Origin of the sequence: Streptomyces sp. NPDC052701 (assembly GCF_040678355.1) — a bacterium.
Lineage (GTDB): Bacteria > Actinomycetota > Actinomycetes > Streptomycetales > Streptomycetaceae > Streptomyces.
The window spans coordinates 238,599-260,460 of record NZ_JBFATO010000005.1; the positions used below are offsets into that span (position 1 = coordinate 238,599).

Below are 21,862 nucleotides of genomic sequence, written 5' to 3' on the forward strand. Positions count from 1 at the left end.
CGTGTCCCACAGCACGGTGCCTCGGAGCGGGGCCGAGGCGAAGACCAAGACGGCGGCGCACGACCCGGAGCCGTCCGGCGGCGCCACCGCACCCGGGCGAGGACGCCCCCCGGGGAAGCCGGGCCTGCGCACCAGGTTCCGGCGCGACCGCGTCCTGCTGCTGATGACGCTCCCGGCACTCGTCCTGGTCCTGCTCTTCCACTACGTACCGATCCTGGGCAACGTCGTCGCCTTCCAGGAGTACGACCCCTACATCAGCTCCAACGGCGTCGTCTCCATGCTGCACAGCCCCTGGGTGGGCGCGGAGAACTTCCGGCGGCTCCTGGAGGACCCGGACTTCTGGAACGCCGTGCGGAACACGCTGGTGCTGTTCTTCCTCCAGCTGGTGCTGTACTTCCCCATCCCGATCCTGCTCGCGCTGCTCATCAACAGCGTGGTCAGGCCCCGGGTGCGGGCGGTGGCGCAGGCCGTCCTGTACCTGCCGCACTTCTTCTCCTGGGTGCTGGTCGTCGCCGTCTTCCAGCAGCTGTTCGGCGGCGCCGGGATCCTCTCCCAGCTGCTGCGGGAGAACGGGTACGACGGACTGGACGTCATGACCGACCCGGACACCTTCGCGTTCCTGGTCACCGCGCAGTCGGTGTGGAAGGACGCCGGGTGGGGGATCATCGTCTTCCTCGCCGCGCTCGCCTCGGTCAGCCCGGACCTGTACGAGGCCGCCGCGATGGACGGCGCCGGGCGCCGGCGCCGCATGTGGCACGTCACCCTGCCCGCGCTGCGGCCGGTGATCGCCCTGCTGCTGGTGCTGCGCGTCGGTGACGCCCTCACCGTCGGCTTCGAGCAGATCCTGCTGCAACGCGACGCCGTGGGGCCGGGCGCCTCGGAGGTGCTGGACACCTTCGTGTGGTGGAACGGCGTGCGCAACCAGGACTTCGGCTACGCGGCCGCCGCCGGACTGGTCAAGGGTGTGGTCAGCCTCGGCCTGGTCCTCGCCGCGAACAAGGTGGCCCATCTCATGGGCGAGCAGGGGGTGTACAAGAAGTGACCGCCGTGACCGACGAACCGGTGAACCGGTCCCGCTGGTGGCAGAGCCCGCCCCGGCCCACGTGGGAGGAGCCGCCCACCCGGGCCGACCTGGCCGGCAAGGGCGTCGTGCTCGCCCTCGCCTGCCTGGCGGTCCTCTTCCCGCTGTGGATCGTGGTGGTCACCAGCCTGTCCAGCCGCAGGACCATCGACGAGGCCGGCGGACTGGTGGTGGTCCCGCAGGACATCACCTTCATCGCCTACCGGGAACTGCTCGGCGGCGGCCAGGTCACCCGCGCGGCGGTCATCAGCGTCCTCGTCACGCTGACCGGCACGCTGTTCTCGATGACCGTGTCCGTCCTGTGCGCCTACGGCCTCTCGCGCTCCGGCTCGCTCGGCCACCGCTGGATCCTGATGACCCTGCTGGCGACCATGTTCTTCAGCGCCGGCCTCATCCCGACCTACCTGCTGGTGCAGACCCTCGGCCTGACGGACACCTACCTCGCGCTGATCCTGCCCAGCGCGGTGAGCGTGTTCAACATCCTGGTGCTGCGCGGGTTCTTCATGGGCATCTCGCCCGAGCTCGTCGACAGCGCCCGCATCGACGGCGCCGGCGACCTGCGCATCCTCTGGCAGATCGTGGTGCCGCTGTCCCGCGCGGTCATCGCGGTGATCACGCTGTTCTACGCCGTCGGGTACTGGAGCGCCTGGTTCAACGCCTCCCTCTACCTGAACGACCAGGACATGATGCCGCTGCAGAACGTCATGATCCAGCTCGTGCAGAAGCAGGAGGCACCGGTGGGACTGGGCCAGGCCATCAAGACGGGCCGGCTGTCCGGACTGGCCGTGCAGATGGCCGTGATGGTGCTGGCCCTGCTGCCCGTCGCCGTGCTGTCGCCCTTCATCCAGAAGCACTTCAGGAAGGGGATGCTGACGGGCGCGGTCAAGGGCTGACGCCCCGGGCAGGTCCCCCGTCCTTCCTCGCGGAACGAGGTATGTCATGCGCACGTCTTATCTTGGTCGCCGTCCCGGCTTCGGCAGGGCCGCCGACGGCGCCGCCCGCCCGGCGCTCCACCAGGCCGGCTCCACGCAGGACGCCACCGCCGTCCACCGCCTCGGCGGCGGGCCGCGGACCTGGGCGCGGACCGGCGACGGCCGCCACCGGCGGGGCCGGACCGGCGGGGCGACCGCCGGCGGCCCGCGCGTGCACGGCCGCGTCCGCCCCGCCACCGGCGGGCGCGGCACCCGGTACGGGGAGCCCGTCTGATGCCGGGCCTCGACGACGCCGCCCGCGGCCGGATCCTCTACGGCGGCGACTACAACCCCGAGCAGTGGCCCGAGGAGACCTGGCACGAGGACGTCCGGCTGATGAAGGACGCCCGGGTCAACTCCGTCACCGTCGGCGTCTTCTCCTGGTCGGAACTGGAACCGGAGCCCGGCGCCCGCGAGTTCGGCTGGCTGGACCGGCTGATGGACCTGCTGCACGACCACGGCATCGGCGTGGTCCTGGCCACCCCCACCGCCGCCCCGCCCCCCTGGATGGGCCGGCTGCACCCCGACACCCTGCCCCGCACCGAGGACGGCCGCACCGAGTGGTGGGGCGGACGCCAGCACTTCTCGCACTCCAGCGCCACCTACCGCCGCTACGCCGCCGCCATCACCGAGGACCTCGCCGCCCGCTACGGCGGCCACCCGGCCCTGACGATGTGGCACATCAACAACGAGTACTGCACCGCCGACCACGGCGACGAGGCCGCCACCGCCTTCCGCCGCTGGCTGCGGCAGCGGTACGGCACCCTCGACGCCCTCAACACCGCCTGGGGCACCGCCTTCTGGAGCCAGGGCTACGACACCTGGGACGGCATCCTGCCGCCGCGCCTGGCCCACTACCTGCGCAACCCCGCCCAGCTCCTGGACTTCCGGCGCTTCACCTCCGACATGCTCCTGGAGTGCTACACCGCCGAACGCGACATCGTGCGCCGGCACACCCCGCACCTGCCGGTCACCACCAACTTCATGCCGCTGTGGTTCGGCCAGGACGCCTGGCGCTGGGCCGAGGAGGAGGACGTCGTCTCCGTCGACCTCTACCCCGACCCGCGCGACCCGCTCGGCGCCCAGAGCGGCGCCCTCGTCCAGGACATGACCCGCTCCCAGGCGCGCGGGCCCTGGATGCTGATGGAGCAGGCCGCCGGCCCGGTCAACTGGCGGGGCGTGAACCACCCCAAGCCGCGCGGCCTGAACCGCCTGTGGTCCCTGCAGGCCGTGGCCCGGGGCGCGGACGCCGTCTGCTACTTCCAGTGGCGCCAGTCCCGCCAGGGCGCGGAGAAGTTCCACTCCGGCATGGTCGGCCACGCGGGGGAGCGGGGCCGCACCTTCCAGGAGGTCAAGGAGCTCGGCGCCGACCTGGCCAGGATCGCCCCGCACGTCACGGGCCGGCACAGCCCGGCGGACATCGCCGTCCTGCACGACTGGCACTCCTGGTGGGCCGGCGCCCAGGACGCCCGCCCGTCCCGCGAGGTCGACTACCCCGACGTCCTGCGCGCCTGGCACCGCGCCCTGTGGCAGGCCCACCTCACCACCGACTTCGCCCACCCCGAGCACGACCTGTCCGCGTACCGGCTGGTCGTCGTGCCGCAGCTCTACCTGCTCACCGACACGGCGATCGAGAACCTCCTCGGTCACGTACGGCGGGGCGGCACGCTCGTCTCCGGCTTCCTGACCGGCGTCGCCGACGCGGACGACCGGGTGCGGTCCGGCGGCATGGACGCCCGGCTGCGCGCGCTGTTCGGCATCCGCACGCTGCACGAGTGGTGGCCGCTGGAGGCGGGGGAGACCGTGGCCTGCGAGGGTTTCGACGGCACCCTGTGGTCGGAGGAGCTGGAGGCCGACGGCACCGCCGACGAGACGGTCCCGTACCGGGGCGGAGAGCTCGACGGGCTGCCCGCCGTCCTGCGCAGCGGCCGGGTCTGGTACCTCTCGACGCTTCCGGAGCCGCGGGCGCTGCGCGACCTGCTGGCCCGGATCGCGGCCGGCGCCGGCATCCGCCCGGTGCTCGACGGCCTCCCGGACCAGGTCGAGGCCGTCCGACGCGGTGACCTGCTGTTCCTGCTCCACCACGGCCGCGAGCCGGTGACCGTCGACGTCCCCGGAAGCCACCGCGACCTGCTGACGGGGACGGCCGTCACCGACCGGATCACCCTCGGCCGCCACGGCGCGGCGGTGCTGCGGCCATGACCGGCGACCCGGCCGACGGCCCCGTGCACGGCACCTGGGAACCGGAGCCGGCCGCCCGCTGGGAGGACGCCTTCCTGAGCGGCAACGGCCACCACGGGGCCCTCGTGTCCGGCGATCCGGACGACGACCGGGTCATCGTCACCCACCACACCCTGGTCCGCCCCAACGGCGGCGAGCACGCCCGCCCACCGCGGCTGGCCGCCGGGCTCCCGGAGATCCAGCGGCGGCTGCTCGGCGGCGACAGCGCCGCCGCCGAGGACTTCACCGACGGCCGCCCGCTGCAGTGGGTGCAGCCCTTCCACCCGGCCTTCCGGATCCGGCTGCGCAGGCCGGCCGGCGGCACGGGCACCTACCGGCGCTCGCTCGACTTCACCACCGGCGTGGCCCAGGCGACCCACGGCGAGTGGGCCAGCCGGGTCTTCGTCTCCCGCGCCGACGACGTGATCGTCCAGCACGTCACCGAACCGGGCCCCGCCCTCGACGTCCGTCTGGACCACCGGCTCCCCGGCGCCCCCGACGGACTGGCCGTCCGGCACGGCGCCGTCCTCACCCCCGAGGGCGCCCTGCTCAGCCTGCGCGCCCGCTACCCGGGCGGCGGCCGCGCGTACACCGGCGTCACCCTGGTCGCCGTCACGGGCGGCACGACCACGCTCGCGCCCCCGGGCCTGCACATCGAGCGGGCGCGGTCCGTGCTGCTCCTGACCCGGGTGCGGCGCCACGAGGGCGAGCCGGACGCGGCCGCACAGGGCCGCGCCCTGCGCGGCCTGCTCGGCGAGGGGCGGTCCGCCTACGACGACCTCCTCGACCGCCACCTGGCCCTGCACCGCACCGCCTACCGGCGCGTCACCCTCGACCTCGCCGCCGCTCCGGCCGACCGCGCCCTGCCCGGCTCCGGACTGCTGCGGCGCCCGGGCAGCACCGCCCTGCTGGAGCGGCTCTTCGCCGCCGGCCGCTACCACCTGCTGTGCGCCGCCGGCCTCAACCCGCCCCGCCTGACCGGCCTGTGGACCGGCGACTGGGACACGGCCTGGTCCGGCGCGTTCACCCACGACGCCAACCTCAACCTCCAGACCGCCTCCGCGGCGGCCGCCGCCCTCCCCGAGGTCACCGAGGCCCTCGCCTCGTACGTCCAGCGCCAGCTGCCGCACTGGCGGGACAACGCCCGCGCGGTCTTCGGCACCCGGGGTGCCGTCGCACCCGCCCACAGCGACGGCGAGTCGGGCCACTCCTACCACTTCAGCCGCGAGTATCCGCTCCACCTGTGGACCGCCGGCGCCGACTGGCTGCTCAAGCCGCTCGTCGACCACGACGAGACGCGCGGCGCCCGCGACCCGCGCACCGCCGCCGCGCTGGCCGAGACCGCCCGCTTCTACGAGGACTTCCTCACCCACACCGACGAGGACGGCCACTGGGTGCTCGTCCCCTCCTACTCGCCCGAGAACCGGCCCGCCAACGCGAGCTGGGGCGCCCTCAACGCGGCCATGGACCTCTCCGCGGCCCGCCACGCCCTGCTGACGGCGGCCGACTACCACCCGGACACCCCGGACGCGGCCCGCTGGCGGGCCCTCGCCGACCGGCTCCCGCCCCACCGGATCAACGAGGACGGCGCGCTCGCCGAGTGGGCCTGGCCGGGCCTGGCGGACTCCTACCACCACCGGCACCTCAGCCACCTCTACGGCGTCTGGCCGCTGGAGGAGATCACCCCCTACGACACCCCGGACCTCGCGGCCGCCGCCCACCGCGCGCTCGCCCTGCGCGGCACCGAGAACGACTCGGCGCACGGCCACCTCCACCACGCCCTGGTCGCGGCCCGGCTGCGGGACCCCGAACGCGTCGCCCACGCCCTCGGCCGGGTCCTCGGCGGCGGCTTCTTCCACGCCTCCCTGATGAGCACGCACTACCCGCGCCTGGACGTCTACAACGCCGACGCCGCGCACACCCTGCCCGCGGTGCTCGTCGAGATGCTCGTGCAGTCGACCCCCGACCGGCTGGTCCTGCTGCCCGCGCTGCCGCGGACCTGCCCGAACGGCCGGCTGCGCGGCATCCGCACGCGGTTCGGCGCCGAACTCGACCTCACCTGGTCCCCCGACGGCGCACGGGCCGTCCTCAGACCGGGCCGCACCCACCGCATCGAACTCAGGACTTCCTCCGGTGCCGAGCCGCTCGACCTGGTCGCCGGAGAAGACCACGTCCTCCGCCTGGAGGCGTGGTGACTCCCCGCAATCCCCCTACCCATGGAAGGGACACCATGGCAGCACGCACCCTGAGCACGATCGGCAAGGCCCTGCTGGCCCCGGCCCTCGCGCTGGGCGCCACCGTCGGCCTCGCCTCCGCCCCCGCCCACGCGGCCGTCTGGAACTCCTGCGACCAGTGGGGCAACACGTCCCTGAACGGCTACACCCTCTACAACAACATCTGGGGCTCCGGCGCCGGCAGCCAGTGCGTCTGGGCCAACTCCGGCACCAACTGGGGCGTATGGGCCGACCACCCCAACACCGGCGGCATCAAGTCCTACCCCAACGCCAAGAAGGTGGTCAACAAGACGATCACCTCGCTGACCTCGCTCACCAGCAGCTACAACGTCACCGTCCCGTCGTCCGGCGCGTACAACACGTCCTACGACATCTGGGACACCGACTACGACTACGAGATCATGCTCTGGGTCAACCACAACGGAGCGGTGGGCCCGCTCGGCACCTCCCAGGGCTCGGTCGCCCTCGGCGGCCACACCTGGAACGTGTACAAGGGCAACAACGGGGCCAACGAGGTCTTCTCGTTCCTGCGGACCTCCGACTCCAGCTCCGGCAGCGTCGACATCCTGCCGATCCTGAAGTGGATCAAGGACACCAAGGGCTGGATGGGCAACGAGACCATCGGCGACGTGCAGTTCGGCTACGAGATCACCTCGTCGTCCGGCGGCCTGGACTTCACCACCAACAACCTGACCGTCAGCAGCGGCTGAGCCGGGAGAAGGGAGAAGGGAGAGGGGGGGAGGGGGGAGGGGGGAGCTGACGGGTCCGAAGCCTGCGGACCGGGGCCGGTTCGTACGTGCTAACGCAGGCCGCGGATGAGCAGGTCGATCAGCCGCTCGTAGATGTCGTGCGAGCCGGACACCTGTCCGATCCCCCCCAGCTCCAGGTGGACCGCGCCGTGGATGGCGGTCCACACCATCTGCGCGGCCTCTGCCGAGCTGGCGAACCGCTTGAGCGACTCGCGGCCGAGGAGACCCTCGACGAGCTCGATCAGGACCTCGAACACCGCATGGCCGTACACCGACGCTTCGGAGCCCGTCTGGGCGAGGGGCCCGCCGCCCCCGAAGACGAGCGCATAGCGCTGTGGGTGTGCCAGCGCGAACTGCCGGTATGCGAGGCATCCCCGGCGGAAACGCTCCTCCGCATCCAGCGACCGGTCCACCGAGACCGCGCGCCAGAGGTCCTCAAGGGCCCGGACCGCCAGCGCGAGCAGCAGACCTTCCTTGCTGCCGAACCGGTTGTACACGCCCATGGGTGCGACGTCGGCCTCGCGGGCGACCGCGCGAACGGTGACGGCGGCCAGGCCTTCGCGGTCGAGCACGCTCTGGGCCGCTTCCAGCAGGGCCACGTGAACCTGGTCGCTCGCCGTACGGCGCCTGGCCGGCGACCCTGCGCTGGCACCCATCAGTTCCGCGCCTCCTGTCGGCTGCCCGCTGCGCATGCCACGTCACGTCCCGTCCGGGACGCCCGCTCCTGCGTGACCGGCGATCGATTCCTCGTGCGTGTACCGACGCAGCGTAAACCACAGCAGGACGACGGCGAGAGCGGCGATGGCGCCGACCGCCGCGACGATGGTGAACTGCGCGGAGTCCGGTTGCGGCACGATCTCGTCCTCGCTGTCGCTCGAGACGAAGCCGGAGAGTGCGAGCAGCGCGGCGTAGACACCGGCCGCGGCGCTGGAGGCCATCGTCTCCGCGGCGTTGGCGGCGCCCGTCACGATGCCGGCCTGGCGAAGTCCCGAACGGCTGGACTCGTTGGCCACCGCGTCCGCCAGCATGGCCTGGGGCAGCATGGAGGTGCCCGCGAACCCGATGCCCATGACGATCATGGCCACCACGGCGGTGAGCAGCCGGATGTCCTCGGCCACGAAGTACAGCGGGACGAGCCCGAGACTGCCGGCAGCGAACAGCACGCCTGCCGCACGAAGCGCCGCGACCTTCCCCCGGCGGGTGGCCACCCGTGCCCACCAGGGCATGGTGGCCATGAGGGGGGTCACCAGCGCGACGAACAGCACGGCCACCGCCGCCTCCGAGCCGACGACGTGGTCGGCGATGTACGGTGCCGCGGTCAGTCCGATCGCGGCGGCGATCTCGCACAACATGATGAGCAGCAGGGTCGTACGCAGCGGCCGGCTGGCCTTCAGCAGGCCGAACAGTTCTTTCAGGCCGACGGACCTGACGGTCTTCGTGTCGGCCGTGGACCGCCGCGCCCCGAAGAAGACCGAGACCGCGACGGCGACGGTCATGAGCCCGGCCATGCACAGGGCCATGGCGCGGTAGCCGTCGACTCCGTCGCCGAAGGCCTCCACCAGCACCGGGGCGAGACCGCCGGAGATCAGGATGCCGACCGCGACGAACGCGGTGCGCCACGAGATCATCGCCGTCCGCGCGCGGCCGGTGCCGCCCACCTCCGCCGGGAGAGAGGACCAGGGGACGATGTAGGCAGCGAAACAGAGGCTGCCCAGGGCGAAGACGGCGCCGACCCACAGCGCGGCGGCGTCACCGGTCACCGGCGCCCAGAACAACAGCACGAACGCCGTCGGGAAGAGGATCCCTCCCAGGGCCATCCACGGGCGCCGCGGTCCCCAGCGGCTCCGGGTCCGGTCCGACAGCCGGCCGGCGAACGGATTCGTCACGACGTCGAGCAGCCGCGGCACGACCACCACGATGCCCGCCAGGCCCGCTGCGACCCCCAGGGTGTCGGTGAGGTAGTAGAGCAGCATGAGGCCCGGAACGGTGATGAAGATCCCCGTGGCGATCGAGCCCGCCCCGAAGGAGGCCTGTTCCACGGTGGACGGCGGGCCCTTCACGGGGACACGGGCGGCTGGTGCGGAGGTGAACGGGGTGGTCCGGCTGGGCATCACGAGCTCCTTCGTCGTTCGTGTGTCTAGGCGATGTCGTGCTCGATGACGCCGACGCCCTCGATCTCGAGCCGCAGGGTGTCTCCGGGGGCGATCCACTTGCCGATCTCCATGCCGCACCCGTTCACGTACGTGCCCGTCGCGAACAGCTCGCCCGGATAGAGCCGCTCGCCCGCCGAGGAGTGCGCGAGCATCTCGCCCAGCGTCCAGTTCGGGGAAGTGGCGTCCGGTCGTGCGATGACCCGGCCGTTCAGTGACACGCTCGAGGGCAGCGTCGTCCACCGGTCCAGGACGTCGGCGGCCTCGACCGCGGTGCTGGACAGCGAGGACATGAAGTGCTTGCTCTTCTGCGGCCCGAAGTTGCTGCTCATCTCGGGGATCTGCACGTTCCTGACGCTGAAGTCGCAGAGCACCGCGAACGCGCCGATCGCCTTGACCGCTTCCTCCGGCGTCGCGTTGAAGAGCGGCGCACGCAGCACGAAGGCCAGCTCCAGCTCGTAGTCGAACGCGGTGCTGTAGGGCGGCGCGCTCACCGTGGTGCCGCTGGGGACGAAGGTCGAGGCGTTGCTCATGTAGTAGATCGGCTTGCGGTACCACAGCGGCTTGGGCCGAAACGCCGGAAAGGGCTTGCGCGTGACGAACTCGACGCCCTTCGCGAACCGCCCGAGCCCGGGGCGGAACCGGCGAGCCCATCCCCGAGCGGCATTGATGTTGTGCTGCTCGAAGATCATGAAGTCGCGGAACGAGAGAGGCTGGAACGGCAGTACGACCGAGCCCGCGTCCGCGCCGTGCCCGGCGGCCTGTTTCGCCTCCCACGCCTCGGTGAACGGCGACACATAGCCCAGCGCGGCCGCCGTCGACTCCGTCCACTCCTCGTCGGGTCCGCCGCGCACCTCCACCGCGATCCTGCCCGTCTCCGTCATACGCCTGCGGAACTGCACGACTCCTCCTGGATGCGCCGGTACTGCCTATAGAACATCGTTATATAGAACAGCGTGCCATACGGTTGCGTCATGGGCAACCGCCGGTTTCGCCGCTTCCGGAGCCGGTGGAGGGGCGGTCGTCGTACGGGGCGGACGCCGGTCCGGCCGAATGGCCGGACCCGTCTGCCTGGGTCCGGTGGTGCATGGTCCGGCCCGAGTGGTCCGTCCCGTCCCGGTATGCCCGGCAGGTGGTGCCCTCCTTGCCGTGGCGCGCGGCGGCCGGGCCGTGCGCCACGGTCGTCGAGCCCGGACCTGCGTTCGCGTCGCGCCTTCTGTCGGATTCATCGTCCGGGCATGAACACGGAGTGATCACGGTGCGACCGGATCGACGGGCGGCCGGGGGCGTTCTCGCGGTGGTGGTCTCGTTGGCCGTGGGGGAGTGTCCGCGCTCGTCGGCGACCACGTGGGGCGGCGGCAGCGGCGGAGCGTGGAGCAGGCGGCCCGCCACGTCGCGGAGGAACGACCGCGAGGAACTCCCCGGGTTGCTGCCGCACTTGCCGCAGATCAAGGCCGTGTACGACGCCGACCGCCCGGTCCGCGGACGTTCCGCCCTGATCAACGGCGCCCTGCGGACTGCGTACTTCACCGTGGGCGTCCGGGCCGCCGGCCCGGCCGCGGGTCCGATGTCCGGGTTTGGTCCGGCCGACGTCCAGGAGGAGTTCCTCGACGACGACCACCCACCGTTCATGGCTGTCGGCATCGGCAAGGACCAGGGTGACTGAGCGCCGACGGCGCAGGCGGTCCCTGTGGTGATCAGGACACCGGGCCCACAGCCCGGAGACACCGTCGGACTGGACGATCGACGAGTTACGGCGTCCACCGTTCCCCGGGTCACCGGTTCCTCGGGTCACCGGTTCCCGGCCGGACGGTTCCGGCAATGGGCGACGGAGCACTGTGCCGCCTTCCGCCGGGACCGCGTCCTCACCGCTGTGGTGCAGGCCGGGTGAGACGGCCGCCCGTGCCTTGGACGTCGTCTCGTCCGGGAAGAAGGCGACGGGGGGCCGGTCCCCGCGGGACCGGCCCCCGCGCGTCTCATTCCGCGATCGGCAGCCGCGCCCCGTCCCGCAGGAACAGCGGGATGCGGTCCAGCGGCGCGTCCACCGTCACGCCGCGCCCGCCCTCGTACGCCTCACCCGTCCACGCGTCCGTCCAGCGCGCCCCCGCCGGAAGGTAGGCCGTCCGGGCGGTGGCACCGGCCGTCAGCACCGGGGCGACCAGCAGGTCCGGTCCGAACAGGTAGGCGTCGTCGACCGACCAGGCCGCCCGGTCTCGGGGGAACTCCAGGAACAGCGGCCGCATGACGGGCAGCCCCTCCTCGTGGGCCGCGCGCATGACGTCCAGGACGTACGGCCGCAGGCGCTCGCGCAGCCGCAGGTACCGCTCCAGGATCGCGCCGGCCTCCTCGCCGTAGGACCACACCTCGTTGGGGCCGCCGGTCATCTCCGGGCCCAGCGGCATGCCCGGGTCGCGGAAGCCGTGCAGGCGCATCAGCGGGGACAGCGCGCCGAACTGGAACCAGCGGACCATCACCTCGCGGTACGCCGGGTCGTCCGGGTCGCCGCCGTGGAAGCCGCCGATGTCGGTGTTCCACCACGGGATGCCCGACAGGGCCGTGTTGAGGCCGGCGGCGATCTGGCGGCGCAGGGTCGCGAAGTCGGTGCCGATGTCACCGGACCACAGGGCGGCGCCGTAGCGCTGGCTGCCCGCCCACGCCGAGCGGTTCAGCGTGATCACCTCGCTCTCGCCGCAGGCGCGCAGGCCCTCGTGGAAGGTGCGGGAGTTCTCGGCCGGATAGAGGTTGCCGACCTCCAGGCCCGGGCCCGCCCAGTAGCGCAGGTTCTCGGAGAAGCCGGGCTTCAGCTCCGGTTCGCAGGCGTCCAGCCAGAAGGCCGTGATGCCGTACGGGTCGAGGTAGTTCTCCCTCACCTTCGACCACACGAACTCCCGGGCCTCGGGGTTGGTGGCGTCGTAGAACGCCACCTGGACGGTGGACGCCACCTCCTTGTCGGGCCAGTCGGCGTGCGCCGTCGGGCCGTACTGGGTGCCGATGAAGTAGCCGCGCTGCTCCATCACGGAGTGGTTCTCCGACAGCGGGGAGACCGACGGCCAGACGGAGACCACGAGCTTGACGCCGAGCTCGTCCAGCTCGCGCACCATCGCCGCCGGGTCCGGCCACTCCCGGGGGTCGAACCTCCACTCGCCCAGGTGCGTCCAGTGGAAGAAGTCGCAGACGATGGCGGAGATCGGCAGCCCGCGCCGCTTGTACTCCCGGGCCACGGCGAGCAGCTCGTCCTGGGTGCGGTAGCGCAGCTTGCACTGCCAGAAGCCCGCCGCCCACTCGGGCAGCATCGGGCTGCGGCCGGTCACCGCGCTGTAGCGGCGCTGCGCGTCGGCCGGGTCGCCCGCGGTGATCCAGTAGTCGATCTGCCGGGCCGAGTCGGCCACCCACCGGGTGCCGTTGTGGGCCAGCTCCACGCGGCCGATCGCCGGGTTGTTCCACAGCAGGGTGTAGCCGCGGCTGGAGGTGAGCACCGGGATGCCGACCTCGGCGTTGCGCTGGACCAGGTCGACGACCAGGCCCTTCTGGTCGAGCCGGCCGTGCTGGTGCTGGCCGAGGCCGTACAGCCGCTCGTCGTCGTAGGCGGCGAAGCGCTGCTCCAGGCGGTGGTGGCCGTTGCCGACGGCGGTGTACAGGCGCGGGCCGGGCCACCAGAAGTGGGCGCGCTCCTCGGCCAGCAGCTCGCCGCCGTCCTCGGTGCGGGTGAACCGGATCATGCCCTCCGCGTCGACCTCGACGGTGAGCGCGCCGACGGTCAGCCGCCCCCGCCCGTCCCCGGTCCTCACCGCGGCGGGCGTCGGGGGAGCCTCGTCCGGCAGCGCGCCCGGCAGCCCCCGCAGGACCGGGCCGCCGAGCCGGGCCCGCACCCGGACCGCGTCCGGCCCCCACGGTTCGACCCGTACGGTCTCCTGGCGGCCGCTCCACTCCAGCGCCCCGTCCCGCTCGCGGAACGTGCCGACGGTCGGGGACGACTGCGCCAGGCTGACGGTGCCGTGCGGCGGCTGTTTCTCGGCAGGCTGAGTCACGAGGGGTCTCCTGGGGGAGTGCGGACAGGGAGGTGCCGCGGTGGGGCGGACGGCTTGCCGACCCGGGACGGAGGAGACCTACGCCCGGCCGGGCGCGGGTCCCGAGCTCGCCCGCACCGTCAGCTCGGGCGCGATCAGCACGACCTCGTCGCTGCCGCGCCCGCCGAGCTTGGCGACCAGGTGTTCCACGGCGTGCCGGCCCATCTCCTGCGCGGGGATGGCGACCGACGTCAGCCGCACCGAGGCCTGGGTGGCGACCTGGTCGGGGCAGACCGCGACCACCGACACGTCCTCGGGCACGGCCCGGCCCTGCTGCCGCAGCAGGGCGAGCAGCGGCTCGACCGCCGACTCGTTCTGCACGACGAACCCGGTGGTGCCCGGGCGTTCGTCGAAGATCCGGGCGAGCGTCGCGGCCATCGCGTCGTACCCGCCCTCGCACGGCCGGTGCAGCAGCCGCACGCCCAGCTCCCTCGAACGGGACCTGAGCCCGTCCAGGGTGCGCTCGGCGAACCCGGTGTGCCGCTCGTAGACCGCGGGGGCCTCGCCGATGACGGCGACGTCCCGGTGCCCCAGCGTCGCCAGGTGCTCCACGCACAGCGCGCCCGTCGCCCTGAAGTCCAGATCGACGCAGGTCAGGCCGGTGGTGTCGGCGGGCAGCCCGATGAGTACCGACGGCTCGCCCGTCGCCCTCAGCAACGGCAGACGCCCGTCGTCGAGTTCGACGTCCATCAGGATCATCCCGTCGGCGAGCCCGCTGCCGGTGACCCGGCGCACCGCGTCGGGCCCCTCCTCGCCGGTGAGCAGCAGCACGTCGTACCCGTGCGTGCGGGCCGTGGTGGCCACCGCGATGGCGATCTCCATCATCACCGGCACGTACATGTCCGTGCGCAGCGGGACCATCAGCGCGATGATGTTCGACCGGCTGCTCGCCAGGGCCCGGGCCCCGGCGTTGGGGTGGTACCCGAGCTCGCGGATGCTCTGCTCGACCCGCTGCCGGGTCGTCGCCGAGATGGACCGCTTGCCGCTGAGGACATAGCTCACCGTGCTCGCCGAGACTCCGGCGTGCTGGGCGACCTCGGCAAGGGTGACCATCCAGCTCTCCAAGCTTTGTGAAGCGCTTCGACAATGCGCGTCATCGATAACGGTGGGTGAGGGTGGTTCCGACAGTAGCTCCAGCGGGGGTGGGTGTCCATAGGTTGTCGAAGCGCTTCGATAACGAATTCCCGGCGGAGCCCATCGGTCCGGCCGCGCCCACCTTGTCGCATTCCCGACCGCCCTCACCAGGCCCGCCCCGGCGCGAGCCGCCGCGTACCCGGCCGGCATCGGCCGGATGGCCGCACGAGGGGTGGCCGGGCCGCCCGGAATCGGGTACATACGATCGAGTAGCACCGGTCGGTAGCGTACGTCCGCATGACACCCCGAAGGATCATGTGAGGCGTACACCCTCATACATCCCGATTAGCGGCGAGGTGAGCCTCATGTCCGCAGTGCCCGAGTCTCCGTCCCGACCCACCGTCACCGAACGTGAGGCCCGCCAGGTCGCCGAGGCCGCCCGGGAACAGGACTGGCGCAAGCCCAGCTTCGCCAAGGAACTGTTCCTCGGGCGCCTCAGGCTCGACCTCATCCACCCCCACCCGCTGCCGGCCGACGAGGACGCCCAGCGCGGCGAGGAGTTCCTCGCCAAGCTCCGCGACTTCTGCGAGACCAAGGTCGACGGCGCCCTCATCGAACGCGAGGGCCGGATCCCGGACGCCGTGATCGACGGGCTCAAGGAGCTCGGCGCGCTCGGCATGAAGATCGACACCAAGTACGGCGGCCTCGGCCTGAAACAGGTCTACTACAACAAGGCCCTCACCCTGGCCGGCTCGGCCAGCCCGGCGATCGGCGTGCTGCTGTCGGCGCACCAGTCGATCGGGGTGCCGCAGCCGCTGAAGCTGTTCGGCACGCAGGAGCAGAAGGAGCGGTTCCTGCCGCGCTGCGCCCGCACCGACATCAGCGCCTTCCTGCTGACCGAGCCCGACGTCGGCTCCGACCCCGCCCGCCTCGCCATGACCGCCGTACCCGACGGCGACGACTACGTCCTCGACGGGGTGAAGCTGTGGACCACCAACGGCGTGGTCGCCGACCTGCTCGTGGTCATGGCCCGGGTACCGCGGAGCGAGGGCCACCGGGGCGGCATCACCGCCTTCGTCGTGGAGACCAACTCGCCCGGCATCACCGTGGAGAACCGCAACGCCTTCATGGGCCTGCGCGGCATCGAGAACGGTGTCACCCGCTTCCACCGGGTCCGCGTGCCCGCCGCCCACCGCATCGGCGAGGAGGGCCAGGGCCTCAAGATTGCGCTGACCACGCTGAACACCGGGCGGCTGTCCCTGCCCGCGTCCTGCGTCGCGGCCGGCAAGTGGTGCCTGAAGATCGCCCGGGAGTGGTCGGCGGCGCGCGAGCAGTGGGGCAAGCCGATCGCCCACCACGAGGCGGTCGGATCGAAGATCTCCTTCATCGCGGCCACCACCTTCGCCCTGGAGGCCGTCTCCACCCTGTCGTCCCAGATGGCCGACGAGGACCGCAACGACATCCGCATCGAGGGCGCCCTCGCCAAGCTGTACGCCTCCGAGATGGCCTGGAGGATCGCCGACGAGCTGGTCCAGATCCGCGGCGGCCGCGGCTTCGAGACCGCCGAGTCCCTGCGGGCGCGCGGCGAGCGGGCGGTGCCCGCCGAGCAGGTCCTGCGCGACCTGCGCATCAACCGGATCTTCGAGGGCTCCACCGAGATCATGCACCTGCTGATCGCCCGCGAGGCCGTCGACGCCCACCTGTCGGTCGCCGGCGACCTCATCGACCCGGACAAGTCCCTGTCGGACAAGGCGAGGGCGGGCGCGGGCGCGGGCGTCTTCTACGCCAAGTGGCTCCCCCGGCTGATCGCGGGACCGGGCCAGCTCCCCGGCGCGTTCGGCGAGTTCAAGCACGAGGTGGACCTCTCCGGCCACCTGCGCTACGTCGAGCGCACCGCCCGCAGACTGGCCCGCTCCACCTTCTACGGCATGTCGCGCTGGCAGGGCCGCATGGAGACCAAGCAGGGCTTCCTCGGCCGGATCGTCGACATCGGCGCCGAACTGTTCGCGATGAGCGCGTCCTGCGTGCGCGCCGACCTCCTGCGCCGCCAGGGCGATCACGGCCGCGAGGCCTACCAGCTCGCCGACGTCTTCTGCCGCCAGGCCCGCATCCGGATCGAGGAGCTGTTCAACCGCCTGTGGACCAACACCGACGACCTGGACCGCACGGTCGTCAAGGGGGTGCTGTCCGGCACGTACGAGTGGCTGGAGCGGGGCGTCATCGACCCCTCGGGCGACGGCCCGTGGATCGCGGACGCGACGCCCGGACCGTCCCGTCGGGAGAACGTGCACCGGCCGGTCCGGTGACCGGCGCCACAAGGGGCGCGGGTCCGTGCGGCGCGCGCCCCCGTGAGCGGGACGCGCTGTCCTCGCAGGGGCCCGCTCCGGCCACAATGGGGGGATGAGCGACTCTCCAGCCCCCCTCGCCGACCCGCACCTCGTGTACGACCCCGTGGCGGGAGACGGCCCGAAGGACGTGGTGATCCTCGGCTCCACCGGGTCGGTCGGCACCCAGGCCATCGACCTCGTGCTGCGCAACCCGGACCGCTTCCGGGTCACCGGCCTGTCCGCGAACGGCGGCCGGGTCGCCCTCCTCGCCGAGCAGGCCCACCGGCTGCGGGTGCGGACCGTGGCGGTGGCCCGCGAGGACGTCGTACCGGCCCTGCGCGACGCGCTCGGCTCCTGGTACGGGCCCGGGGAGCCGCTGCCCGAGATCCTCGCCGGGCCGGAGGCGGCCACCCAGCTGGCCGCCTCCGACTGCCACACGGTGCTCAACGGCATCACCGGCTCCATCGGCCTCGCCCCCACCCTGGCCGCCCTGGAGGCGGGCCGCACCCTCGCGCTCGCCAACAAGGAGTCGCTCATCGTGGGCGGCCCGCTGGTCAAGGCCCTGGCCAAGCCCGGGCAGATCATCCCGGTCGACTCCGAGCACGCCGCCCTCTTCCAGGCGCTGGCCGCCGGCACCCGCGCGGACGTCCGCAAGCTGATCGTCACCGCCTCCGGCGGCCCCTTCCGCGGCCGCACCCGGGAGGAGCTGGCGCACGTCACCGTCGAGGACGCCCTCGCCCACCCCACCTGGGCGATGGGCCCGGTGATCACGATCAACTCAGCCACCCTCGTCAACAAGGGCCTGGAGGTCATCGAGGCGCACCTGCTGTACGACATTCCCTTCGATCGCATTGAGGTGGTCGTGCACCCGCAGTCGTATGTCCACTCGATGATTGAGTTCACGGATGGATCGACACTGGCCCAGGCGACCCCGCCCGACATGCGCGGGCCCATCGCCATCGGCCTCGGCTGGCCCGAACGCGTCCCCGGCGCCGCCCCCACGTTCGACTGGAGCAAGGCCTCGACCTGGGAGTTCCTCCCGCTCGACAACGAGGCCTTCCCCTCGGTGAACCTCGCCCGGCACGTCGGCGAACTCGCGGGCACGGCCCCGGCGGTGTTCAATGCGGCCAACGAGGAGTGCGTGGAGGCGTTCCGCCGGGGGACGCTGCCGTATCTCGGGATCATCGAGACCGTCACGCGAGTGGTCGAGGAACACGGCACACCGCGTACGGGAACCTCACTGACCGTGTCGGACGTCCTCGAAGCGGAGACCTGGGCGCGCACCCGGGCCCGGGAACTGGCGGCACAGACGGCGGAGGCCCGTGCATGACGACCCTGATGTTCATCCTCGGCATAGTCGTCTTCGCCGTCGGCCTGCTGTTCTCGATCGCCTGGCACGAGCTGGGGCACCTGTCCACCGCCAAGATGTTCGGCATCCGCGTGCCGCAGTACATGGTCGGCTTCGGCCCGACGATCTGGTCGCGCAAGAAGGGCGAGACCGAGTACGGCGTCAAGGCGATCCCGTTCGGCGGCTACATCCGCATGATCGGCATGTTCCCGCCCGGCCCCGACGGCCGGCTGGAGGCACGCTCCACCTCCCCGTGGCGCGGCATGATAGAGGACGCCCGCTCCGCCGCCTTCGAGGAGCTCAGGCCCGGCGACGAGACCCGCCTGTTCTACACGCGCGCCCCGTGGAAGCGGGTCGTCGTGATGTTCGCGGGCCCGTTCATGAACCTGATCCTGGCGGTGGCGCTGTTCCTCACCGTCCTGATGGGCTTCGGCATCGCCCAGCAGACCACCACCGTCGCCTCCGTCTCCCGGTGCGTCATCGCGCAGAGCGAGAACCGCGACGACTGCGAGGCGTCCGACCCGGCCAGCCCGGCCGCCGCGGCGGGCCTCAAGGCGGGCGACCGGATCGTCTCCTTCGACGGCGTCGGCACCGACAGCTGGAACCAGCTCTCCGACCTCATCCGCGCCAACCCCGGCAAGGAGGTGCCGATCGTCGTCGACCGCGAGGGCCGGCAGGTGACCCTGCACGCGAAGATCGCCACCAATCAGGTCGCGAAGAAGGACTCCGGCGGACGGATCGTCGAAGGCGAGTACGTCACCGCCGGCTTCCTCGGCTTCAGCGCCGCCACCGGGGTGGTCAAACAGGACTTCGGGGAGTCCCTGACCTGGATGGGCGACCGGATCGGCGAGGCCGTCGACTCCCTCGCCGCCCTGCCCGGCAAGGTCCCCGCCCTGTGGGACGCGGCCTTCGGCGACGGCCCGCGCGAGCCGGACTCCCCGATGGGCGTGGTCGGCGCGGCCCGGGTCGGCGGCGAGATCGCCACCCTGGACATCCCCGCGACCCAGCAGCTGGCGATGTTCGTCATGCTCGTCGCCGGCTTCAACCTCTCCCTGTTCCTGTTCAACATGCTCCCGCTGCTGCCGCTCGACGGCGGCCACATCGCGGGCGCCCTGTGGGAGTCGCTGCGCCGCAACACGGCGAAGCTGCTGCGCCGGCCGGACCCGGGCCCGTTCGACGTGGCGAAGCTGATGCCCGTCGCGTACGTGGTCGCCGGCATCTTCATCTGCTTCACCCTGCTCGTGCTGGTCGCGGACGTGGTCAATCCGGTGCGCATCTCCTGACGGCCACCCGGCCACCGCCCGTGGTGGCGCGGGAGCGGACCGGCTCCGCCCGGCCCGCTCCCGCGGCATCCGGCCGCCTTCCGGCACGCCGGAGGATCAGCAGGACTCCTCGACGTACAGCAGCGTCCGCCCGTCCGGTGCGCAGAACTCGTGGGCCTGGCAGACCGGCTCGGGGGAGTCGAGCCGGTCCTTGAGGCCGGCCCACTCGGCCGCACGGTCGCCGGCCGGTACGGACCGCAGCACCTCACCGGCCCTCTCACCGACGATCACCGTGTCGGCGGTGCGCATCAGACGCCTGGCCAGCCGGGGGCCGAGCGGGCCACGGCGCCGCGTCCAGCGGCAGCCCTCCCCGTCCACCAGCTCTCCCGAACCGGCCGGGGAGAGCCCGGTGAGGCCGTCGGAGCACTCGCCGCACGCCTCGGCCCCGGAGGCAGTCACCGAGGCCACCACGTCGGCGAAGCCCGTGGCGGGCGGTCGTCGTTTCGGCATGACGGCAGTCTCGCAGGCGCCGTCCGCCGGATCACCGCGGAACGCGCGCACGGTACCGTCGCACCGGATCCGGGTGACTGCGGCGTCCTCCTCGGCGTCGGGGTGCCGGACGCGTCCCGGGTCCTCCCGGCGGATGTGTTCGGAGGAACCACTGGTGCGGAACGACATGACGGGGTTCGTGCGTCCGGGGGCCCTGGGCGTGGCCCTCGCGGTGCTCGACGACGGCAGCGGCGACTGCGACCCCAACGACGAAGTGCTCGTCGCCGCCCCGACCTGGGTGGCCGCCGCGCGGCTGATGCGCGAGCGGGGCTATCGGCGCGTTCCGAGGCGGGCCGGCCGGCTGAAGCCGGCACCGGACGCGGTGGCCCTCGCGACGAGCACACCCGGAGTCGTGTACCGGCGGAAATGGGCTTCCGGGGACGCCTGGCAGCCGGTCCCCGCCGAGTGAGCCGCGGACCCCGGCGGGGGCACGGCCCACCCGCGCCGGACGGGAGGCGCCCGGGAGCGGGAGGAGCGGCGCCCCTGAGCCGCCGCGGGGCCCGCCCGCCGGGCGGACGGCGGGAGTCCGGCGACCGGCCCGGCGGCCTTGAGGGCGTCGTGTGCCGCCGTTCACGTCCGTGCCGTAACCTCAAGGGTCGGAGCCCGCTGCCTACGGGACCGGATCTTGATCCACGACATGGGGTTGCACAGCAGATGACTGCGATTTCTCTCGGCATGCCGTCCGTTCCGACCAAGCTGGCCGAGCGCCGGAGGAGCCGGCAGATCCAGGTCGGGTCCGTGGCGGTCGGCGGAGACGCCCCCGTCTCGGTGCAGTCGATGACCACGACCCGCACGTCCGACATCGGCGCCACGCTCCAGCAGATCGCGGAACTGACCGCCTCGGGCTGCCAGATCGTGCGCGTGGCCTGCCCGACGCAGGACGACGCCGACGCCCTGCCGGTGATCGCGAAGAAGTCGCAGATCCCGGTGATCGCCGACATCCACTTCCAGCCCAAGTACGTCTTCGCCGCGATCGAGGCGGGCTGCGCGGCGGTCCGTGTGAACCCCGGCAACATCAAGCAGTTCGACGACAAGGTCAAGGAGATCGCCAAGGCGGCGCGGGACCACGGCACCCCCATCCGCATCGGCGTCAACGCCGGCTCCCTGGACAGGCGGCTGCTGCAGAAGTACGGCAAGGCCACCCCCGAGGCCCTCGTCGAATCGGCGCTGTGGGAGGCGTCCCTGTTCGAGGAGCACGACTTCCGGGACATCAAGATCTCCGTCAAGCACAACGACCCGGTCGTGATGATCGAGGCCTACCGGCAGCTCGCCGAGCAGTGCGACTACCCGCTGCACCTGGGGGTCACGGAGGCGGGCCCGGCCTTCCAGGGCACCATCAAGTCGGCGGTGGCCTTCGGCGCGCTGCTCTCCCAGGGCATCGGCGACACCATCCGCGTCTCGCTGTCGGCGCCGCCCGCCGAGGAGGTCAAGGTCGGCATCCAGATCCTGGAGTCGCTGAACCTGCGCCAGCGCGGCCTGGAGATCGTCTCCTGCCCCTCCTGCGGGCGGGCCCAGGTCGACGTCTACAAGCTCGCCGAGGAGGTCACCGCCGGCCTGACCGGCATGGAGGTGCCCCTGCGCGTCGCCGTCATGGGCTGCGTCGTCAACGGCCCCGGCGAGGCCCGCGAGGCCGACCTCGGCGTCGCCTCCGGCAACGGCAAGGGCCAGATCTTCGTCAAGGGCGAGGTCATCAAGACCGTCCCCGAGTCCAAGATCGTGGAAACCCTGATCGAGGAGGCCATGAAGCTGGCCGAGCAGATGGAGAAGGACGGCGTGGCCTCCGGCGAGCCCGAGGTGTCGGTCGCGGGCTGACCGTGCCCACCGGCCGCA

General features: G+C 72.3%; 17 protein-coding genes and 1 pseudogene. 12 read left to right on the top strand and 6 right to left on the bottom strand.

The genetic code is table 11. The features are described from left to right. Nucleotide 1: 1 nt before the first annotated feature. Genes AB0L29_RS09395 through AB0L29_RS09420 form a run of 6 tightly spaced genes read left to right on the top strand, consistent with a single transcriptional unit; the run spans nucleotide 2 to nucleotide 7,216 of the window. A complete protein-coding gene (locus AB0L29_RS09395; RefSeq protein WP_365825024.1) occupies nucleotides 2-1,042 on the top strand; it encodes an ABC transporter permease subunit in 1,041 nt (346 codons plus the stop codon). Continuing rightward, on the top strand, nucleotides 1,039-1,974 hold the full coding sequence (locus AB0L29_RS09400) for a carbohydrate ABC transporter permease (protein WP_365825026.1): 936 nt from the start codon (nucleotides 1,039-1,041) through the stop codon (nucleotides 1,972-1,974). The genes AB0L29_RS09395 and AB0L29_RS09400 overlap by 4 nt, the downstream gene beginning before the upstream one ends. 46 nt (nucleotides 1,975-2,020) lie before the next feature. Then, nucleotides 2,021-2,287 (top strand): hypothetical protein, encoded by a 267-nt coding sequence (locus tag AB0L29_RS09405; RefSeq protein WP_365825028.1) that lies wholly within the window; start codon nucleotides 2,021-2,023, stop codon nucleotides 2,285-2,287. Continuing rightward, nucleotides 2,287-4,254 (top strand): beta-galactosidase, encoded by a 1,968-nt coding sequence (locus AB0L29_RS09410; RefSeq protein ID WP_365825030.1) that lies wholly within the window; start codon nucleotides 2,287-2,289, stop codon nucleotides 4,252-4,254. The genes AB0L29_RS09405 and AB0L29_RS09410 overlap by 1 nt, the downstream gene beginning before the upstream one ends. Then, nucleotides 4,251-6,467: a glycoside hydrolase N-terminal domain-containing protein gene (locus AB0L29_RS09415; RefSeq protein ID WP_365825032.1), complete on the top strand. Its 2,217-nt coding sequence runs from the start codon at nucleotides 4,251-4,253 to the stop codon at nucleotides 6,465-6,467. The genes AB0L29_RS09410 and AB0L29_RS09415 overlap by 4 nt, the downstream gene beginning before the upstream one ends. A 35-nt stretch (nucleotides 6,468-6,502) precedes the next feature. Then, on the top strand, nucleotides 6,503-7,216 hold the full coding sequence (locus AB0L29_RS09420) for a hypothetical protein (RefSeq protein WP_365825034.1): 714 nt from the start codon (nucleotides 6,503-6,505) through the stop codon (nucleotides 7,214-7,216). A gap of 89 nt (nucleotides 7,217-7,305) precedes the next feature. On the opposite strand, the gene AB0L29_RS09425 is transcribed toward AB0L29_RS09420, so the two are convergent. The 3 genes from AB0L29_RS09425 to AB0L29_RS09435 all read right to left on the bottom strand — a co-directional run bounded on the left by AB0L29_RS09425 (nucleotide 7,306) and on the right by AB0L29_RS09435 (nucleotide 10,307). Continuing rightward, complete coding sequence (locus AB0L29_RS09425) at nucleotides 7,306-7,854, bottom strand: TetR/AcrR family transcriptional regulator (protein ID WP_365825036.1); 549 nt, start codon at nucleotides 7,852-7,854, stop codon at nucleotides 7,306-7,308. Between the two features lie 99 nt (nucleotides 7,855-7,953). Next, the gene (locus tag AB0L29_RS09430) at nucleotides 7,954-9,366 is read right to left on the bottom strand and encodes an MFS transporter (RefSeq protein ID WP_365825038.1); all 1,413 of its coding nucleotides are present in this window, start codon (nucleotides 9,364-9,366) and stop codon (nucleotides 7,954-7,956) included. A gap of 26 nt (nucleotides 9,367-9,392) precedes the next feature. Further along, nucleotides 9,393-10,307: a fumarylacetoacetate hydrolase family protein gene (locus tag AB0L29_RS09435; RefSeq protein ID WP_365825040.1), complete on the bottom strand. Its 915-nt coding sequence runs from the start codon at nucleotides 10,305-10,307 to the stop codon at nucleotides 9,393-9,395. A 509-nt stretch (nucleotides 10,308-10,816) separates the two neighbouring features. Here AB0L29_RS09435 and AB0L29_RS09440 point away from each other — a divergent pair. After that, nucleotides 10,817-11,071 (top strand): annotated as a pseudogene (locus AB0L29_RS09440) (nitroreductase family protein); the annotation flags it as partial. Between the two features lie 310 nt (nucleotides 11,072-11,381). Here the strand turns inward: AB0L29_RS09440 and AB0L29_RS09445 are convergent. Next, nucleotides 11,382-13,433: a TIM-barrel domain-containing protein gene (locus AB0L29_RS09445; RefSeq protein WP_365825042.1), complete on the bottom strand. Its 2,052-nt coding sequence runs from the start codon at nucleotides 13,431-13,433 to the stop codon at nucleotides 11,382-11,384. 78 nt (nucleotides 13,434-13,511) lie between these two features. Further along, on the bottom strand, nucleotides 13,512-14,525 hold the full coding sequence (locus AB0L29_RS09450) for a LacI family DNA-binding transcriptional regulator (RefSeq protein WP_365825044.1): 1,014 nt from the start codon (nucleotides 14,523-14,525) through the stop codon (nucleotides 13,512-13,514). 386 nt (nucleotides 14,526-14,911) lie between these two features. On the opposite strand from AB0L29_RS09450, the gene AB0L29_RS09455 reads away from it, so the two are divergent. The 3 genes from AB0L29_RS09455 (at nucleotide 14,912) to AB0L29_RS09465 (ending at nucleotide 19,504) form a co-directional block, all read left to right on the top strand. Continuing rightward, nucleotides 14,912-16,852: an acyl-CoA dehydrogenase family protein gene (locus tag AB0L29_RS09455; RefSeq protein WP_365825046.1), complete on the top strand. Its 1,941-nt coding sequence runs from the start codon at nucleotides 14,912-14,914 to the stop codon at nucleotides 16,850-16,852. A gap of 94 nt (nucleotides 16,853-16,946) precedes the next feature. Then, nucleotides 16,947-18,203, top strand: coding sequence for a 1-deoxy-D-xylulose-5-phosphate reductoisomerase (gene dxr, locus AB0L29_RS09460; RefSeq protein WP_365825048.1), 1,257 nt, complete (start codon nucleotides 16,947-16,949; stop codon nucleotides 18,201-18,203). A gap of 8 nt (nucleotides 18,204-18,211) precedes the next feature. Next, nucleotides 18,212-19,504, top strand: coding sequence for a site-2 protease family protein (locus AB0L29_RS09465; RefSeq protein WP_365825165.1), 1,293 nt, complete (start codon nucleotides 18,212-18,214; stop codon nucleotides 19,502-19,504). Between the two features lie 96 nt (nucleotides 19,505-19,600). On the opposite strand, the gene AB0L29_RS09470 is transcribed toward AB0L29_RS09465, so the two are convergent. Next, nucleotides 19,601-19,993, bottom strand: coding sequence for a hypothetical protein (locus tag AB0L29_RS09470; RefSeq protein WP_365825050.1), 393 nt, complete (start codon nucleotides 19,991-19,993; stop codon nucleotides 19,601-19,603). A 154-nt stretch (nucleotides 19,994-20,147) separates the two neighbouring features. Between AB0L29_RS09470 and AB0L29_RS09475 the strand changes: the two genes are divergently transcribed. Together AB0L29_RS09475 and ispG are read left to right on the top strand one after the other, a co-directional pair. Next, nucleotides 20,148-20,441: a hypothetical protein gene (locus AB0L29_RS09475; RefSeq protein ID WP_365825052.1), complete on the top strand. Its 294-nt coding sequence runs from the start codon at nucleotides 20,148-20,150 to the stop codon at nucleotides 20,439-20,441. A gap of 245 nt (nucleotides 20,442-20,686) precedes the next feature. Next, the gene (ispG, locus tag AB0L29_RS09480) at nucleotides 20,687-21,844 is read left to right on the top strand and encodes a flavodoxin-dependent (E)-4-hydroxy-3-methylbut-2-enyl-diphosphate synthase (RefSeq protein ID WP_365825054.1); all 1,158 of its coding nucleotides are present in this window, start codon (nucleotides 20,687-20,689) and stop codon (nucleotides 21,842-21,844) included. Nucleotides 21,845-21,862: the final 18 nt, after the last annotated feature.

What these genes read in the sequence shown, in the direction of transcription:
- AB0L29_RS09405 (WP_365825028.1), top strand. Translation starts at nt 2,021, where the DNA reads ATGCGCACGTCTTATCTTGGTCGCCGTCCCGGCTTCGGCAGGGCCGCC.
- AB0L29_RS09410 (WP_365825030.1), top strand. Translation starts at nt 2,287, where the DNA reads ATGCCGGGCCTCGACGACGCCGCCCGCGGCCGGATCCTCTACGGCGGC.
- AB0L29_RS09415 (WP_365825032.1), top strand. Translation starts at nt 4,251, where the DNA reads ATGACCGGCGACCCGGCCGACGGCCCCGTGCACGGCACCTGGGAACCG.
- AB0L29_RS09420 (WP_365825034.1), top strand. Translation starts at nt 6,503, where the DNA reads ATGGCAGCACGCACCCTGAGCACGATCGGCAAGGCCCTGCTGGCCCCG.
- AB0L29_RS09430 (WP_365825038.1), bottom strand. Translation starts at nt 9,366, where the DNA reads ATGCCCAGCCGGACCACCCCGTTCACCTCCGCACCAGCCGCCCGTGTC.
- AB0L29_RS09450 (WP_365825044.1), bottom strand. Translation starts at nt 14,525, where the DNA reads ATGGTCACCCTTGCCGAGGTCGCCCAGCACGCCGGAGTCTCGGCGAGC.
- AB0L29_RS09455 (WP_365825046.1), top strand. Translation starts at nt 14,912, where the DNA reads ATGTCCGCAGTGCCCGAGTCTCCGTCCCGACCCACCGTCACCGAACGT.
- dxr (WP_365825048.1), top strand. Translation starts at nt 16,947, where the DNA reads ATGAGCGACTCTCCAGCCCCCCTCGCCGACCCGCACCTCGTGTACGAC.
- AB0L29_RS09465 (WP_365825165.1), top strand. Translation starts at nt 18,212, where the DNA reads ATGTTCATCCTCGGCATAGTCGTCTTCGCCGTCGGCCTGCTGTTCTCG.
- AB0L29_RS09470 (WP_365825050.1), bottom strand. Translation starts at nt 19,993, where the DNA reads ATGCCGAAACGACGACCGCCCGCCACGGGCTTCGCCGACGTGGTGGCC.
- ispG (WP_365825054.1), top strand. Translation starts at nt 20,687, where the DNA reads ATGACTGCGATTTCTCTCGGCATGCCGTCCGTTCCGACCAAGCTGGCC.